Annotated in this window: 14 protein-coding genes; 3 read left to right on the plus strand and 11 right to left on the minus strand. The window is 71.6% G+C overall.

The window, feature by feature from the left end:
* The first annotated feature begins 69 nt into the window (after nt 1-69).
* A complete protein-coding gene (locus ACL00U_RS03195) occupies nt 70-1,119 on the plus strand; it encodes a lipoate--protein ligase family protein (RefSeq protein ID WP_042537820.1) in 1,050 nt (349 codons plus the stop codon).
* Nucleotides 1,120-1,122: 3 nt separating this feature from the next.
* Here ACL00U_RS03195 and ACL00U_RS03200 read toward each other — a convergent pair whose 3' ends face one another.
* Nucleotides 1,123-2,712: an AAA family ATPase gene (locus ACL00U_RS03200; protein WP_259551810.1), complete on the minus strand. Its 1,590-nt coding sequence runs from the start codon at nt 2,710-2,712 to the stop codon at nt 1,123-1,125.
* 176 nt (nt 2,713-2,888) lie between these two features.
* Here ACL00U_RS03200 and ACL00U_RS03205 point away from each other — a divergent pair, with 176 nt between their 5' ends.
* Entirely contained in the window at nt 2,889-3,218 is a 330-nt protein-coding gene (locus tag ACL00U_RS03205) for a hypothetical protein (RefSeq protein WP_017886186.1), read from the plus strand.
* A gap of 24 nt (nt 3,219-3,242) precedes the next feature.
* Here ACL00U_RS03205 and ACL00U_RS03210 read toward each other — a convergent pair whose 3' ends face one another.
* On the minus strand, nt 3,243-3,533 hold the full coding sequence (locus ACL00U_RS03210) for a GNAT family N-acetyltransferase (RefSeq protein WP_412873810.1): 291 nt from the start codon (nt 3,531-3,533) through the stop codon (nt 3,243-3,245).
* Between the two features lie 93 nt (nt 3,534-3,626).
* Here ACL00U_RS03210 and ACL00U_RS03215 point away from each other — a divergent pair, with 93 nt between their 5' ends.
* On the plus strand, nt 3,627-4,517 hold the full coding sequence (locus ACL00U_RS03215) for a DNA-methyltransferase (protein WP_031259284.1): 891 nt from the start codon (nt 3,627-3,629) through the stop codon (nt 4,515-4,517).
* 115 nt (nt 4,518-4,632) lie between these two features.
* Here ACL00U_RS03215 and ACL00U_RS03220 read toward each other — a convergent pair whose 3' ends face one another.
* The 9 genes from ACL00U_RS03220 to ACL00U_RS03260 all read right to left on the minus strand — a co-directional run bounded on the left by ACL00U_RS03220 (nt 4,633) and on the right by ACL00U_RS03260 (nt 14,327).
* Entirely contained in the window at nt 4,633-7,035 is a 2,403-nt protein-coding gene (locus ACL00U_RS03220; protein WP_412873811.1) for a DHA2 family efflux MFS transporter permease subunit, read from the minus strand.
* Nucleotides 7,036-7,257: 222 nt separating this feature from the next.
* Nucleotides 7,258-8,877 carry a phosphoglucomutase (alpha-D-glucose-1,6-bisphosphate-dependent) gene (gene pgm, locus ACL00U_RS03225; RefSeq protein WP_412873812.1) on the minus strand — a complete coding sequence of 540 codons (1,620 nt, stop codon included), beginning with the start codon at nt 8,875-8,877 and terminating at the stop codon, nt 7,258-7,260.
* Between the two features lie 146 nt (nt 8,878-9,023).
* On the minus strand, nt 9,024-9,269 hold the full coding sequence (locus tag ACL00U_RS03230; protein WP_071251544.1) for a hypothetical protein: 246 nt from the start codon (nt 9,267-9,269) through the stop codon (nt 9,024-9,026).
* A gap of 122 nt (nt 9,270-9,391) precedes the next feature.
* Nucleotides 9,392-9,988, minus strand: a complete 597-nt coding sequence (locus ACL00U_RS03235) for a response regulator (RefSeq protein ID WP_412873813.1) — start codon at nt 9,986-9,988, stop codon at nt 9,392-9,394.
* The gene (locus ACL00U_RS03240; RefSeq protein WP_412873814.1) at nt 9,985-11,172 is read right to left on the minus strand and encodes a sensor histidine kinase; all 1,188 of its coding nucleotides are present in this window, start codon (nt 11,170-11,172) and stop codon (nt 9,985-9,987) included. The genes ACL00U_RS03235 and ACL00U_RS03240 overlap by 4 nt, the downstream gene beginning before the upstream one ends.
* A complete protein-coding gene (locus tag ACL00U_RS03245) occupies nt 11,169-12,119 on the minus strand; it encodes an alpha/beta fold hydrolase (protein WP_412873815.1) in 951 nt (316 codons plus the stop codon). Before ACL00U_RS03245 ends, ACL00U_RS03240 begins: the two co-directional genes overlap by 4 nt.
* Before the next feature lie 137 nt (nt 12,120-12,256).
* Nucleotides 12,257-12,919: a class I SAM-dependent methyltransferase gene (locus ACL00U_RS03250; protein ID WP_159557408.1), complete on the minus strand. Its 663-nt coding sequence runs from the start codon at nt 12,917-12,919 to the stop codon at nt 12,257-12,259.
* Nucleotides 12,916-13,581, minus strand: coding sequence for a TIGR04282 family arsenosugar biosynthesis glycosyltransferase (locus ACL00U_RS03255; RefSeq protein ID WP_159557410.1), 666 nt, complete (start codon nt 13,579-13,581; stop codon nt 12,916-12,918). Before ACL00U_RS03255 ends, ACL00U_RS03250 begins: the two co-directional genes overlap by 4 nt.
* Nucleotides 13,578-14,327: a glycosyltransferase family 2 protein gene (locus ACL00U_RS03260; protein ID WP_017886175.1), complete on the minus strand. Its 750-nt coding sequence runs from the start codon at nt 14,325-14,327 to the stop codon at nt 13,578-13,580. Before ACL00U_RS03260 ends, ACL00U_RS03255 begins: the two co-directional genes overlap by 4 nt.
* Nucleotides 14,328-14,341 lie beyond the last annotated feature (14 nt).

The following is a 14,341-nucleotide window of genomic DNA, read 5'->3' on the forward strand; positions in this document are numbered from 1 at the left end:
ACGCGCCTCCAGGCCGTCACCAGGCAGGCCCACTGCCGGGCCGTCGGCCGTCCGGAATAGGGTTGCGGCATGCACGGTGAGTACAAGGTCCCCGGAGGCAAGCTGGTCGTCGTCGACCTCGAGGCCGTCGACGGCACGATCCAGCAGTTCCGCCTGGCGGGTGACTTCTTCCTGGAACCCGACGACGCGCTGCCGCTCATCGACGCGGCCGTGAACGGGCTCCCCGTCACCACCGACGCCGCGGGCATCGCCGCAGCCGTGCGGGCGGCCCTGCCGACCGATGCGGTGCTGCTCGGCTTCACGCCCGAGTCCGTCGGTGTCGCGGTGCGCCGTGCGCTCTCGCGGGCCTCGACCTGGCGCGACCACGACTGGCAGATCGTGCACGAGGGGCCGATCAGCCCGAACGAGCACCTCGCGCTCGACCAGGTGCTCACGGAAGAGGTCGGCGCCGGACGCCGTGGCCCGACCCTGCGCATCTGGGAGTGGGACCAGCCGGCCGTCGTGATCGGCTCGTTCCAGTCGCTGAAGAACGAGGTCGACCCGGCCGGCGCCGAGAAGTACGGCGTGCAGGTGGTCCGACGCATCTCCGGCGGCGGCGCGATGTTCATGGACGCCGGTGCGGTCATCTCGTACTCGCTCTACGTGCCGTCCGACCTGGTGCAGGGCATGACCTTCGCCGACTCGTACGCGTTCCTCGACGAATGGGTGATCGAGGCGCTCAAGTCGCTCGGCATCGAGGCGTACTACCAGCCCCTCAACGACATCACCTCGACCAAGGGCAAGATCGGCGGGGCCGCTCAGAAGCGTCTCGGCACCGGGTCGCTGCTGCACCACGCCACCATGAGCTACGACATGGACGGCGAGAAGATGGTGCAGGTGCTGCGGATCGGGCGCGAGAAGATGAGCGACAAGGGCACCACCAGTGCCGCCAAGCGCGTCGACCCGCTGCGGTCACAGACCGGGCTGTCCCGCGCCGAGATCATCGAACGGTTGATCGGCACCTTCACCCGGCTGTACGGGGCGACCGAGGGACACGTGACCGAGGCCGAGCGCGAGCGGGCGCAGGAACTGGTGCGGACGAAGTTCGCGACGAAGGAGTGGCTCGAGCGGGTGCCGTGAGCCTCAGCGCTCGTCGTCCTCGTCGTCGGACCGCAGTGTGAGGTCGACCCGGCCGTCGACCGGTCCCGGGCGGAAGCTGTGGCGGGCGAGCGGGGCGTAGGCCACCCACCGGCCGGTGTCGGCGGAGCCGTCGTCGTCGTCGTCCGGATCGCCAGCCTCGTCGTCATCCGCTTCGTCGTCCGCCTCGTCGTCGTCCGATTCGTGGTCCGCTTCGTGGTCGTCCGCTTCGCCTCGGACGCCGAGCAGCTTCCGGGTGAGTGCCGACCGTTCGGTCAGGAGCGAGTCGAGCGCGGCGACCAGGTCGCCGTCCTCCGGTTCGGCTCCGCGCAGGGCCGCGCCGAGGACGCTCCGACGCATGAGCTCCTTCGCGAACGAGCCGGTCGTCCCCTCGGCGCGCTCGGCGGCACCGGCCAGGGCTTCGTCCGAGAACGGCAGCGCGCCGGCGTACCGACGGAACAGCCGCCGGCGCTCCGGCAGACCCGGCAGGGGGATCTCCACGGCGAGGTCGACACGTCCGGGCCGGTCGGCCAGGGCACGTTCGAGGACGGACACGCGGTTCGTGGTCATGACGAAGGCGACGTCGGCATCCCCGTCCAGGCCGTCGAGCGCGTCGAGCACCTCGAACAAGAGCGGTTGCGGCGACGCGTGCCGTTCCATCGCGACCAGGTCGATGTCCTCGAGCACGACGATCGACGGTTGGAAGGTCCGCGCGATCTCCGCCGCCGCCCCGATCGCCGCGATGCTCGAACCGGTGAGCAGGACCGCCGTCACGCCCTCGGTCCGGGTGAGCAGGTGTCGGATCGTCAGGGTCTTGCCGGTACCGGGCGGGCCGTACAGCAGGACACCACGCTTGAGGTGCTGCCCGGCAGCGAGGAGCGCCTCGCGCTGGTCGCCGATCCCGACGACGTGGTCGACCACCTCGTCCAGGACGCCGTCGGCCAGCACGACGTCGTCGGCGGCGATGTCGGGGCGCCGCAGGAACGTCGCGCCGGCGTCGGCGCCGTACTCGGAGCGCACGAACGACAGGACCTGGCCGCGGAGGACGCTGCGCTCGATCATGAGTGCGCGGAGGCGCCGCAGGAACGCCGCGGCGGCGTCCTGGTCGGCCGCGATGACCTCGAGCGTCGCACGTGCCCGGCCGTACTCCGGGTTGGCCGCACGCTGGACGACCGCCACGGGTGATCCGTCGAAGACGAGCATGCGGAGGCCCAGGGACACCACTCGGCGCGTGGTGTCCGGGCCGGTGGCGCGGTCGGTGTAGCTGACCGGCCCCGGTGCCCACTGCATGTGCTGGTTCGCGAGGAACTCGCTGACGGAGCTGTGGAACCGGGAGTCGTCGCCCGCGATGCCGATCAGCGCATCCGGGCGCGCGCCGGTGAGGGCTTCGAGCGCGATGTCCGCGTCGACCAGGCGGTGGTCGGGGAGTTCCTCGGTGACCACCGGGATCGACTGCGGATCGACACCCAGGTGGTCGCGGACCCGTTCGCCGATCGGCGTCAGGACCGCACGTTGCTCAGTCCCCGCGAGTTCGTTCGCGTGGTCGATGTAACGGGCGAACGCCCGCATGAGGTCCCGGTCTGCGTCGTCGAGCACGGCGTCATCATGTCACGCCGATGTGTCCGGTGACGCGGCGGCCGGAGCTGAGGGGGGACGTCCCGGCCGCCGCTGCCTCGAGTGTGCGCCTCGATCTCATGAACCAGACGTGTGGATGATGGGAATCCCCCGCGCGGCTGATCCGCTCGTCGCCCGGCCCACGTAGCGTCGCTGCCGTGAACTGGTTGATCTTCATGGGGGCGGTGGCCGCTGTGGCCGTCGTGGTGTGGATCGCCGATCGCTTGGGGTGGATCGACCTGTCGAACAAATCTCAGCGGAGCGGCGGATCCGGAGGCATGGTCGGGATGCTGGACGAGGTGTTCGCACCGACCCGGCACGAGACGCAAGCCGAGTACGAACGGCAGGCGCGCCTGCCGAAACAGGCACCGTCACCGGCGGACGATGACCACGACCTGCTCAGCGGCAACGTGCTCATCCGGGTGCCGACGGTGCGGAGCGCCGGGCGACACGAGGCACGCGCGGGGACGCACGACCGGTCGTACTGAGCTTCTGCGCGTCGTGCTGCTCGCTCAGCGGGTCGTGAGCTCCTGGTAGTCCGGGTGCCGCTCGATCCGCGCGTGCACGTAGCTGCACTGCGCGACGACACGTCGCGACGACCCGGAACGCACGTCGTCGAGCGCGTGCTGCACCAGGATCGACGCGTGCCCGCCGCCGCGGTGCTCGGGATCGACCTCGGTGTGCACGAAGCGGATCTCGTCCCCGTCGATCTCGTACGCCGCGAAGCCGATGACCTCGCCGTCCTCGACCAGGGAGTACTGCTGCTTGTCGGTGTCGTTGCGGACCTCGGGTGCTGCTGCCATGCAGTCGACCGTACGCCGCGGCCTGGGCGTGCGCTCTGTGCTGGAGGCCTGCGCCGCGCGCCGCGTGCCTGCTCGGTGCGCGACAATGGGTCCGTGCGCAGGGGAGACGACCGAGGCCCGGACCGCGTCGTCCTCGGCGACGCCCTCGATGTGGTCCCCGCGTACCCGGACGGCTCCTTCACGCTGGTGTACCTCGACCCGCCGTTCAACACCGGCCGGTACCAGCGCCGGCACGCGACGTCCGCCGTGCCGAAGGCCGACGGCCCCGTGATGGGGTTCCACGGCCGGACCTACGAGCGGGTGCGCGGCGACCTGATGCGCTTCGACGACCGGTTCGAGGACTACTGGTCGTTCCTCGAGCCCCGCCTCATCGAGGCCTGGCGCCTGCTCGCCGCCGACGGCACGCTGTACCTGCACCTCGACTACCGCGAGTCGCACTACGCCAAGGTGCTGCTCGACGCGCTCTTCGGCCGCGAATCGTTCCTGAACGAGATCGTCTGGGCCTACGACTTCGGCGCCAAGTCCAAGACCCGGTGGCCCACGAAGCACGACACGATCCTGGTCTACGTGAAGGACCCGGCACGGTACTGGTTCGACTCCGAGGCCGTCGACCGCGAGCCGTACATGGCACCGGGGCTCGTCACCCCTGAGAAGCGCGAGCGCGGCAAGCTGCCCACCGACGTGTGGTGGCACACGATCGTCTCGCCGACCGGCCGTGAGAAGACCGGCTACCCGACGCAGAAGCCCGAGGGGGTGCTGCGGCGGATCGTGCAGGCGTCCTCACGCGAGGGCGACTGGGTCCTCGACTTCTTCGCAGGCAGCGGGACCACGGGTGCGGTGGCACAGGCGCTCGGGCGGCGGTACGTGCTGGTGGACGACAACCCGTCGGCGATCGACGTGATGCGGAAGCGGTTGCCGGGGGCCTCGTTCGAGGTTGCCGGAGCACCGGCGGCAGCGGCGGGGGACGCGGCGCCGGCGGTCTGAGGCGACGGAGTCGCTCTCGCGGCCGCGACGGGTGCACCCGCGCAGATGCGACGAGGTCGCTGTCGTGCGACAGCGACCTCGTCGTTCGGCATCAGCGGGCGGGCGCCCGCGCCGACTACTCGGCCGAGTGCCGCCCGTGTGCGTGCACGTCGTCAGCGTCCGGCCGGGAGGCCCGGCTCGCCTCCGCCGCATCGGCTGCGGCCCCGGGGGCGTCCGGCTCCACGGCCGTCGCCGCGTGCGCAGCCCGGGTCCGGATGGCACCGGTCGTCGTCGGGGGCTTGTCCACCGGCGCAGCCGCTGAGTGCGCACCGTGCGTCGTGGCGTTCGGCAGCGGCGCGCGGGTGTCGTCCGCACCGTCCGGTGCTCCGGGCGCCCGAGCGGACCGGGGCTGCGGCGTCACGTCCGGTGAGGTCGGCACGTCGCGCGAGGACGCACCCGGCACCGTCGGCTCCGGCCCGGCGCCCGGAGCAGCAGCCGCGGCGTCGGCGGTCCGTGCCGCGTCGGCCTGCTCCTGCAACGCCGAGGTCTTGCGGAGCGGCGGCACCCGGAAGAACCACGTCAGCACGAACGCGAGCAGGATCACCGCGAGTCCGACGTAGTACACGCGGACGGCCGAGTCGCTGAACCCGACCAGGAACGGACGGCTGAGACGGGGGTCGGCCCCGTTCAGGAACGACGTGTCGCTCGTCGCCGAGTCGGTGGAGGAGTTCGCGGCCGAGTCGCCGCTCTTGAGCTGCTTGACGAGCGCCGGCGCGACCTGGTCGACGACGTTCTCCCGCTGCGCCCGGTCGGAGTAGTCGATCTGCAGCTTCCCGTCGACGACCGAGGCGTTCGCCTTCGTGGCGGCGGTCTCGAGCGCCTGCTGCTCGGCGGCGGGCTTCGCGTCGTCGACCTGCTGGGCGATGATCGTGTCCGCGGCGGCTGCGGGGACGGTGCCCGCGGCGACCTGCCGCTGCACGGCTGCGGTCACCTGCTTCGTCACGGCGGCGTCGGCTGCCTGCTTCGCCTGCGCGGTGCCCTGGTCGAGGCCGTCCTGCACGTTCTGCTGCACCGGGTCGACGATCTTCGTCCAGATCTCGTCCATCACGCCCTGGTTCTTCGAGGCGTTCGCGACCGAGGGGGTCATCGCGGCGTTGAGCGCGCTCTTCAGGTCCGACTCGTTCTGCATGGCGGCGCTGATGTTGGTCGGCATCAGGGTGAACAGCACGGAGAGCAGGACGGCGGTACCCATGGTGCCGCCGATCTGGCGGAAGAACGTCGCGGCGCTCGTGGCGACACCGATGTCCCGGGGGGAGACCGAGTTCTGCGCGGCGAGGGTCAGCGTCTGCATGAGCTGCCCGAGCCCGAGGCCGATCAGGAACATGCCGAGCATCAGGAACCAGAGCGGCCGGTCGGCGGTCAGGAACGTCAGGACGGTGAAGCCGACGGCCGTGAACGCGGTGCCGGTGACGGGGAACACCTGGTAGTTGCCGGTCTTCGAGATGATCTGGCCGGAGGCGATCGACGAGATCATCAGTCCGAGCACCATCGGCAGCATCGCGAACCCGGACTCGGTCGGGGTCACGCCCTTCACGATCTGCAGGTAGAGCGGGATCGTCAGCATCGCGCCGAACATGCCGAAGCCGACCAGCACCGACAGGATCGCGGACATCGAGAACACCCGTGACCCGAACAGCTTCATCGGCAGGATCGCGTCGTCGCCCATGGCCCGCTCGACGATGATGAACGCGATCAGGCCGAGGGCACCGATGGCGTAGCAGGCGAACGCGGCGGGGGAGTCCCAGCCCCACTCGCGGCCCTGCTCGGCGATGAGCAGCAGTGGCACGAGGGTGACGATGACGAGCGTCGCGCCCCACCAGTCGATGCGCGGCTTGCCGCGGTTGCCGAACTTCGGCAGGTGCAGGAACGTCAGCACCATGAACAGCGCGATGACGCCGATCGGCACGTTGATCAGGAAGACCCAGCGCCAGCCGGCGATGAACAGCAGCTGGTCGGCGCCGGCGAAGACACCACCGACGAGCGGCCCGATGACCGACGAGATGCCGAAGACCGCCAGGAAGTAGCCCTGGTACTTCGCCCGCTCGCGTGGGGCGAGCATGTCGCCCATGATCGCCAGCGGCAGGGACATCAGGCCACCGGCACCCAGGCCCTGCAGCGCGCGGAACCCGGCGAGCATGAGCATCGAGTCCGAGAACGACGCGGCGAACGAGCCGACGATGAAGATGCCGATCGCGGTGATGAAGAGCGGCCGGCGACCGAAGATGTCGGAGAGCTTGCCGTAGATCGGGGTCGTCACCGTCGAGGCGATGAGGTACCCGGTGGTGACCCAGGCCTGCTGGTCGAGGCCGTGCAGGTCGTCGCCGATGGTGCGGATCGCGGTGCCGACGATGGTCTGGTCGAGGGCGCCGAGGAACATGCCGGCCATCAGGCCGTAGATCACCAACAGGATCTGTCGGTGCGTCATCACGACGTTGGACGCCGTGGTGGGGGCCGCGGGTGCGGTCGCCGTCTGGGTCATGAGCAGGGTCTCCCGGGTACCGATGCGCTGGCAGAACGATTTTTGCGCTGCCTGCAAAGTTACAACTGCCGCAAGTGCTCGGTCACACCGAGACCGCTTCCTGAGTGGATCGGCAGTCACGGTACGCCCGGTTCACCCCTGCGGCGCACGGCCTGGAGGCCCGGTTCGGTTCCGGCGGTCGGGCTGCGGGAACCGAGTCCCGCAGCCCGACCGACGAGGGCGTCAGGCGCCCAGTGCCGCGTCGACGATCTCCTTGGCTTCGCGCTGCACCTGCTCGAGGTGCTCCTGCCCGACGAAGCTCTCGGCGTAGATCTTGTAGACGTCCTCGGTGCCCGACGGCCGCGCGGCGAACCAGGCCTTGTCGGTGACGACCTTCACGCCGCCGACGGCCGCGTCGTTGCCCGGGGCCTTCGACAGCTTCGCGGTGATCCGGTCGCCGGCCAGGGTGTCCGCGGTGATGGCGTCGCCGTCGAGCTTGCCGAGGCGGGCCTTCTGCTCCTTCGAGGCCGCGGCGTCGACGCGCTGGTAGACCGGGGCGCCGAAGCGTTCGGTCAGCTCGGCGTAGAGCTGCGACGGGGTCTTGCCGGTGACGGCGACGATCTCGGACGCCAGGAGCGCCAGGATGATGCCGTCCTTGTCCGTCGTCCACGCGGTGCCGTCGGTGCGCAGGAAGGACGCACCTGCGGACTCTTCGCCGCCGAAGGCCACGGAGCCGTCGATCAGGCCGGGGACGAACCACTTGAAGCCGACCGGGACCTCCCACAGGCGACGGCCCAGGGACTCGGCGACGCGGTCGATGATGCTCGACGACACCAGCGTCTTGCCGATCGCGGCGTCGTCGCGCCACTCGGGTCGGTGCGCGTAGAGGTACTCGATCGCGACCGCGAGGTAGTGGTTCGGGTTCATCAGCCCGCCGTCGGGCGTGACGATGCCGTGCCGGTCGGAGTCGGCATCGTTGCCGGTGAGCACGTCGAAGTCGTCCTTGCGGGCGAGCACCGAGGCCATCGCCGAGGGGCTCGACGGGTCCATCCGGATCTTGCCGTCCCAGTCGAGGGTCATGAACGCCCACGTGGGGTCGACCTCGGGGTTCACGACGGTCAGGTCGAGGCCGTAGTGGTCGCGGATGGCGTTCCAGTACGGCAGCGAGGCGCCACCGAGCGGGTCGGCGCCGATCTTCACGCCGGCCTGCTTGATCGCCGCGATGTCGATGATGTTCTCGAGGTCGGCCACGTACGTGTTGAGGAAGTCGTAGCGCTCGGGCTCGGCGTCCTCGGTGCGCTGCACCTCGGCGTTGCCGCCCTCGATGATCGCGTTCGCCCGGTTCGCGATCCAGCTCGTGGCGTCGCTGTCCGCGGGGCCACCGTGCGGCGGGTTGTACTTGAAGCCGCCGTCGCGGGGCGGGTTGTGGCTCGGCGTGATGACGATGCCGTCCGCCGTGTCCGGGTTGTCGGCGCGGTTGTAGCGGATGATCGCGTGGCTCAGCGCGGGCGTCGGCACGAAGCCGTCCGCGCTGTCGGCGAGCACGCGCACGCCGTTGGCGGCCAGGACCTGCAGAGCGGTCTGCTCGGCGGGGGCGGAGAGCGCGTGGGTGTCGCGGCCGATGAAGAGCGGGCCGTCGGTGCCCTGCTCGCGGCGGTACTCGACGATCGCCTGCGTGATGGCGGCGATGTGGGTGTCGTTGAAGGCGGTGTCGAGCGACGACCCGCGGTGTCCGGACGTGCCGAACACGACCTTCTGCTCGGGGATCGAGACGTCGGGCACTCGGTCGTGGTAGGCGGCGAGGAGCTCGTCCAGGTCGACGAGGTCGTCTGCGGTCGCTGGGGTGCCGGCGCGGTCGTTCATGCGTCCATCCTGGCATCGGCGGCCCTGACGCGTTCGGGGGAAGTGCGCGAGACTCCGGCGAGGACGCGAGCGAGCGGCCGCCCCACCCGGGTTGAGGGGGGACCCCCGGGGTGGACGACCGCTCGCAGTCTGTGGAGGCAGGTGCCTCAGGCGGTGCGGAACGAACCCGTCGCCGTGCGGAACGAGCCGGTCACGGTGCGCGACGAGGACGTCGCGGTGCCGGGACGGCGGAACTGCGTGTCGACGAAGCGGCCGAGTGCGCGGCCGATGCCGGTGCCGGTGTAGCTGCCGACGGGGCTGCGGGTCGCGTCGCCCGTGAAGGCGCCGAGCTCGGCGCGGGATTCGAGGCCGGTCACGTAGGCGCCGCCCAGGGGGTTCTGACGGTTCTGCATGGGTGCTCCTCGTCGTCGTGCCGAGGTCCGCGGGTCACCGAGCCGGCGACCGCGACGCCGTCGGCTGGATGACCACCACTCTACCCCGTTGTCTTGCATGATGCAAAAGAAGGGCGGATCGGTCAGATCCACCCTCGGTCCCAGGCCGCGGCTGCCGCTGCGACGCGGTTGTCGACGTGCAGCTTCGCGATCGCCGACGACAGGTGGTTGCGGACCGTGCCGTGCGCGAGCGAGAGCTCCCGGGCGATCTGCTTCGTCGCGAGTCCGTCGTGGGTGCAGCGCAGGACGTCGGCCTCGCGCGGGGTGAGCGGGCTCTCGTCCTCGCTGAGCGCAGCCGCCGCGAGACCGGCGTCGATGTACCGCTCGCCCGCCGCCACGTCGCGGATGATCTCGGCCAGCCGGGCGGCCGGCGTGGACTTCGGGACGAAGCCGCGGACCCCGGCGGAGAGGGCACGTCGGAGGGTTCCCGGCCGCGCGTGGCGGGTGACGATCATCGTGGGCATCGTGTCCGACAGTGCACGAGCGGCCTCGATGCCGTCGAGGACGGGCATCTCGAGGTCGAGCAGGACGACGTCCGGCAGGTGTCTCCGGGCTGCGGCCACCGCTGCGGCACCGTCGGGGACGTCGGCGACGACCTGGAGGTCGGGTTCCAGGCCGAGCAGGGCGACGAGTGCGCCGCGGATGAGCTCCTCGTCATCGGCGATCACGATCCTGATCACGTGGACACCACCGCTCGTGCGGGGGCCGGGATGCGGACCACCAGGGTGAAGCGGTCCGCACGCCGGTCGACGTGGACCGTCCCACCGTGTGGCGTGACGCGCTGCCGGAGCCCGTCGATGCCCGTCCCGGTCCCGGTCCCGGTCCCGGTCCCCGTGCCCGGCCGTTCGGACGACCGCGGCGCGTCGTTCGCCACCGTGAGGGCCCAGGCGTCGCCGTCGCGCAGCAGCTCGATCGACGCGGTGCTGGCGTGGCTGTGCCGGATGGTGTTCGTCGCGGCCTCGCGGATCGCGACGGCGAACAGGGCGCCGACCGCGTCGGGCATGCCGGCGGTCTCGAGTCGCACGCGGCAGCCGACCCCCGCCGACCGCAGGACAGCTGCGGCGTTCCGGGCCTCGACCGCCACCGTCACGGTGCGGTAACCGCCGACGAGCGCCCGGGTGTCCTCGAGCGCTTCCCGCGCCACGGTCCGGATGTCGGACAGCTCACCCCGGGCACGCTCGGGGTCGGCGTCGAGCAGCCGTTCGGCGAGCTCGCTCTTCAGCGCGATGACCTGCAGGTGGTGGCCCTGGATGTCGTGCAGGTCGGTGGCGAAGCGGAGTCGTTCCTCGGCGACGGCGAGGTCGGAGGCGGTGCGACGTGCGGCTTCGAGCCGGAGCACGACACGGTGGATCCAGACGACGCTGAGCGGCATCAAGGCGAAGAGCGCGAGGGTCCCGACCAGGACGAGTTCGGCGGGCTCGGCGCGGGCGTCGGCTGCCCCGACCAGCAGGACGACGGTGCCGGCGAGCACGGTGACCCGGGCCCACCCCCGCAGCAGGCAGCCGACCGTGCCGCCCGCGATCGCCAGGGTGAACGACCACGCGGAGCCGGTCGCCGACGGGACGAGCGAGACCACCCACGTGGCGACCGCGAGCACCAGCAGGGCGAGCACGGCCGGGTGGCGCGCCGACGCCGCACCGGCGGGACGGAGCAGCAGCGGGATCGATGCGAGCGCCGCCACCGTCGCGGCGACGGTGAGCACGACGAGCACGGGGGTCCGCGCTGTCGGCGGACTGTCTGTGCCGATCAGGACCTGCGCGCCGCAGCCCACCAGCACCACGAGCCACAGCGACGCGACCGAGGACCAGTGGACGACCCGGACGTCGGCGTCGGCGCGGGGCCGCTCCTGCCCGGGTTGCGTCACGCGCCCAGGGTAGCGAGGGTCGCGTCGGTGTCCCTGGCGATCCGTTCCGACAACGTGTGGTGCAGGTAGTGGTCGCCGACCAGTCCGATGACCCGGCCGTGTTCCACGCTCGCGGCCTGACGTTCGTGCAGCCGGACCCAGTTCGGCACGTCGTCGTCGTTGGTCCGCACGAACAACAGCACCGGCAGGTCGGTGGGGAACCGCGAGTCCTCGACGGACCGGAAGTTCTCCGGCGCGTGCCGCATCTCGTCGATGATCGTCGGGGCGGCACCGTTCTTCGCCGAGAGCAGCTGCATCTGGCGCTTCGTCCCGTCGTCGTAGGCGTCGCCGTACGTGTCCGACGACGCTCCGCCGAGTGCGCGCAGCAGGCCGAGCCGATCGAGGGCGACGATCGTGCCGGTCGGGATCGGCTCGTCCCAGCTCGACTGCCGCGGCACACTGCTGTCGATGCCGACGAAGGCGGTCACCTCGTCGCGGTACCGCTCCGTGTAGGGCAGGGCGTAGATGCCCGCGACCGAGTGGCCCATCAGCACGTACCGGTCGACGTGCAGGTGCTGCAGGGCCTCGTGGACCTCGTGGGTGATGTTCGCCGCGGTCCGCGGGACGTCGGTCTGGTCGCTCAGCCCGGTACCGAAGGGTTCGACGGCGACGACCCGGTGCGAGCGGGCGAGCTGGTCGATGAGCGGCCCGAAGTCGAGCCCGGGGGCGGCGGTGCCGAGCCCCGGCAGGAGCACGATCGTCCCCGTGTCGGACGTGGTGCCGGCGCCGCGGACGACGACGTTCATCTGCTTGCCGTCGACGGGCACGCGCTCGCCGTAGTCGTCGATCTCGGATGCCTCGACGTGGGTCGCGACGACGTTGACGACCGTCGTCGTCGCCAGGGCGAGGACCGGGACCGCCACCAGTGCGCCGAGGGTGATCAGGGTGATGCGTAGGGACTTCCGCACGGAGCTCGTCTCGATCGGGCCGCGCGGGGTCAGCACGGCGGGTCCGATCAGTCAAACGGCGCGGGGCGCGGAGCGGATGTGCCCCGGTGTCACGATCGACCGTGACGGATGTCACGGTCGATCGTGCCACGGTCCGGTCAGGCGAGCAGCTCGCAGAAGTTCCGGCCCTCGGCCGTCCAGCTCTGCCGCGCGACCAGTCCGGCTTCGGCTGCGTGCCGGTGCAGGGCGTCGAGCCCGACCTCGGCCCACGGGAACCCGGCGCTCTCGTTGCCGTCGGCGTCGACCACCCGGGCGGTGTACACGCGGTCGGCCGCGACCTCGGGGTTCGTCTCGACGATGACCCGGCCGCCGGCGCGCACGATCGCACGGCAACGGGCGAGCAGGGCCGTGGGGTCGCCCCCGATGCCGATGTTGCCGTCGATCACGAGCGCGGTGTCCCAGTGGCCCTCGTCGGGTACGGCGTCGAACACGGAGCCCTGCAGGGCCGTGCCGCCGGAGCGCTGCGCTATGGCGACGGCCTCGGCGGAGACGTCCACGCCGAGCGCCGGGATGCCCCGGGACCGTGCGGCGACGAGCATCCGGCCCGGACCGCAGCCGATGTCGATGACCCCGCCGTCGACGTCGTCGAGCAGCGAGCGGTCGACGCGGTCGGCGGCGGCGCTCCAGCGGCCGACGTCCATCGTGGTGACGGCGTCGGGACGGTCGGCGTCGGTGAGGCGCAGGTGGCCGTCGGTGCGCAGGGCACGGGCGTACGGCTCGCCGCCGCCGGCACCGAACGAGACGGGTGCGTGCATGGTCATCGGGTGCTCCCCACGGTCTCGGCACGGAGTGCCCGGGTGAAGTCGGAGTCGGGTGCGAGGTCGGCGACCCGCTCGGCGTCCGGCATGGTGTCGACGTCGAGCAGCTCGCCGAGCACGCCCACGTCGAGGCCGGCGTCGGTCAGTCGTGCCAGCTGCACGGCTCCGGTGTCGTCGCGCGACATCGGCACGCCGCGCAGCAGGTCGCCGGTGGGCTGTCGCAGGTACAGCGACCAGAAGCCGCCGTCCTCGGCCGGGCCGAACCAGGCATCGCGGGCAGCATCGTCGAACACGGGCGCGAGGTCCGCGGTGGACACCTGCGGGGTGTCCATGCCGACGAGCAGCAGCGGGCCGTCGACGGCGTCGAAGAGGAACCCGAGGCGCTCGTCCAGACCGCCACCGGGCTGGTGCAGCACCTCGAAGCCGTCGGCCGACGCCGGCACGACGTCGCCGTCGAAGAACAGGACACGACGCGCCGCGGGCAGGGCCCGGACGGTCGCCAGCGTGTCGCCGAGGCTCGCGGACGCGACACGTGCGGCGCCCTCGGGGGAGAGCGCCGGGGTCAGCCGGGTCTTCACCTTGCCGGGCAGGCACTCCTTCGCCACGACGGCGACGGTCACGTCGGCGCGCGCAGCGTCGGTGCCGTGGGCGTCGGCGGCGGTCACGAGCGGGCCTCCTCGGCCACGGGGGCGGACTCGGCCGCCTGCCGGAGCGGTCCCGGTGCGACGACCCGGACACGGGCCTCCCGGCGGTACGCACGGAGCAGGCGGGACATGTCCCGCACCGCGTTGACGGTGCCGCGGAGCGTGCCGGTCACCTTGCTGTCGCCGATGCGCTGCGCGTACCCGATGTCGGACTCGTCGACGCGCCAGCCGGCCGCGTGGGCGGCCAGGACCATCTCGAGCGGGTAGCCGCTGCGACGGTCGCGCAGGTCGAGGGAGACGAGGTCCTCGCGGCGCATCACGCGCATCGGGCCGAGGTCGCGCAGGCGGTAACCGGTCGCGCGGTGCATGAGGACGGCGAGGACGCGGTTCGCGAAGCGTGCGTGCGGAGCCCACGCACCGCGGCCCGTCGGGACGCGGCGGCCGAGTGCCAGGTCGACGCGGCCGCTGGCCACGCGGTCGACCAGGGGCGGGAGTTCGGCGGGGTCCATCGAGGCGTCGGCGTCGCAGAACGCGACGAAGTCGGCGGTCGCCGCGGCGACGCCGGCGGCGCAGGCCGAACCGAACCCCTTGACGGGTTCGGTCACGACGAGGGCCCCGTGGGCGCGGGCGACGTCGGCCGATCCGTCTGTCGATCCGTTGTCGACGACGATGGCCCGGTAGCCCGTGGGGAGTCGTGCGATGACCTTCGGCAGGGCGTCCGCCTCGTCGAGGCACGGCAGGATCACGTCGACAGTCATGTCCGTCATTCGGTGCGGTCGGT

Source organism: Curtobacterium poinsettiae (genome assembly GCF_047226435.1).
GTDB classification, from domain to species: Bacteria; Actinomycetota; Actinomycetes; order Actinomycetales; family Microbacteriaceae; genus Curtobacterium; species Curtobacterium poinsettiae.

What these genes read in the sequence shown, in the direction of transcription:
- ACL00U_RS03195 (WP_042537820.1), top strand. Translation starts at nt 70, where the DNA reads ATGCACGGTGAGTACAAGGTCCCCGGAGGCAAGCTGGTCGTCGTCGAC.
- ACL00U_RS03210 (WP_412873810.1), bottom strand. Translation starts at nt 3,533, where the DNA reads ATGGCAGCAGCACCCGAGGTCCGCAACGACACCGACAAGCAGCAGTAC.
- ACL00U_RS03220 (WP_412873811.1), bottom strand. Translation starts at nt 7,035, where the DNA reads ATGACCCAGACGGCGACCGCACCCGCGGCCCCCACCACGGCGTCCAAC.
- pgm (WP_412873812.1), bottom strand. Translation starts at nt 8,877, where the DNA reads ATGAACGACCGCGCCGGCACCCCAGCGACCGCAGACGACCTCGTCGAC.
- ACL00U_RS03230 (WP_071251544.1), bottom strand. Translation starts at nt 9,269, where the DNA reads ATGCAGAACCGTCAGAACCCCCTGGGCGGCGCCTACGTGACCGGCCTC.
- ACL00U_RS03250 (WP_159557408.1), bottom strand. Translation starts at nt 12,919, where the DNA reads ATGACCATGCACGCACCCGTCTCGTTCGGTGCCGGCGGCGGCGAGCCG.
- ACL00U_RS03260 (WP_017886175.1), bottom strand. Translation starts at nt 14,327, where the DNA reads ATGACGGACATGACTGTCGACGTGATCCTGCCGTGCCTCGACGAGGCG.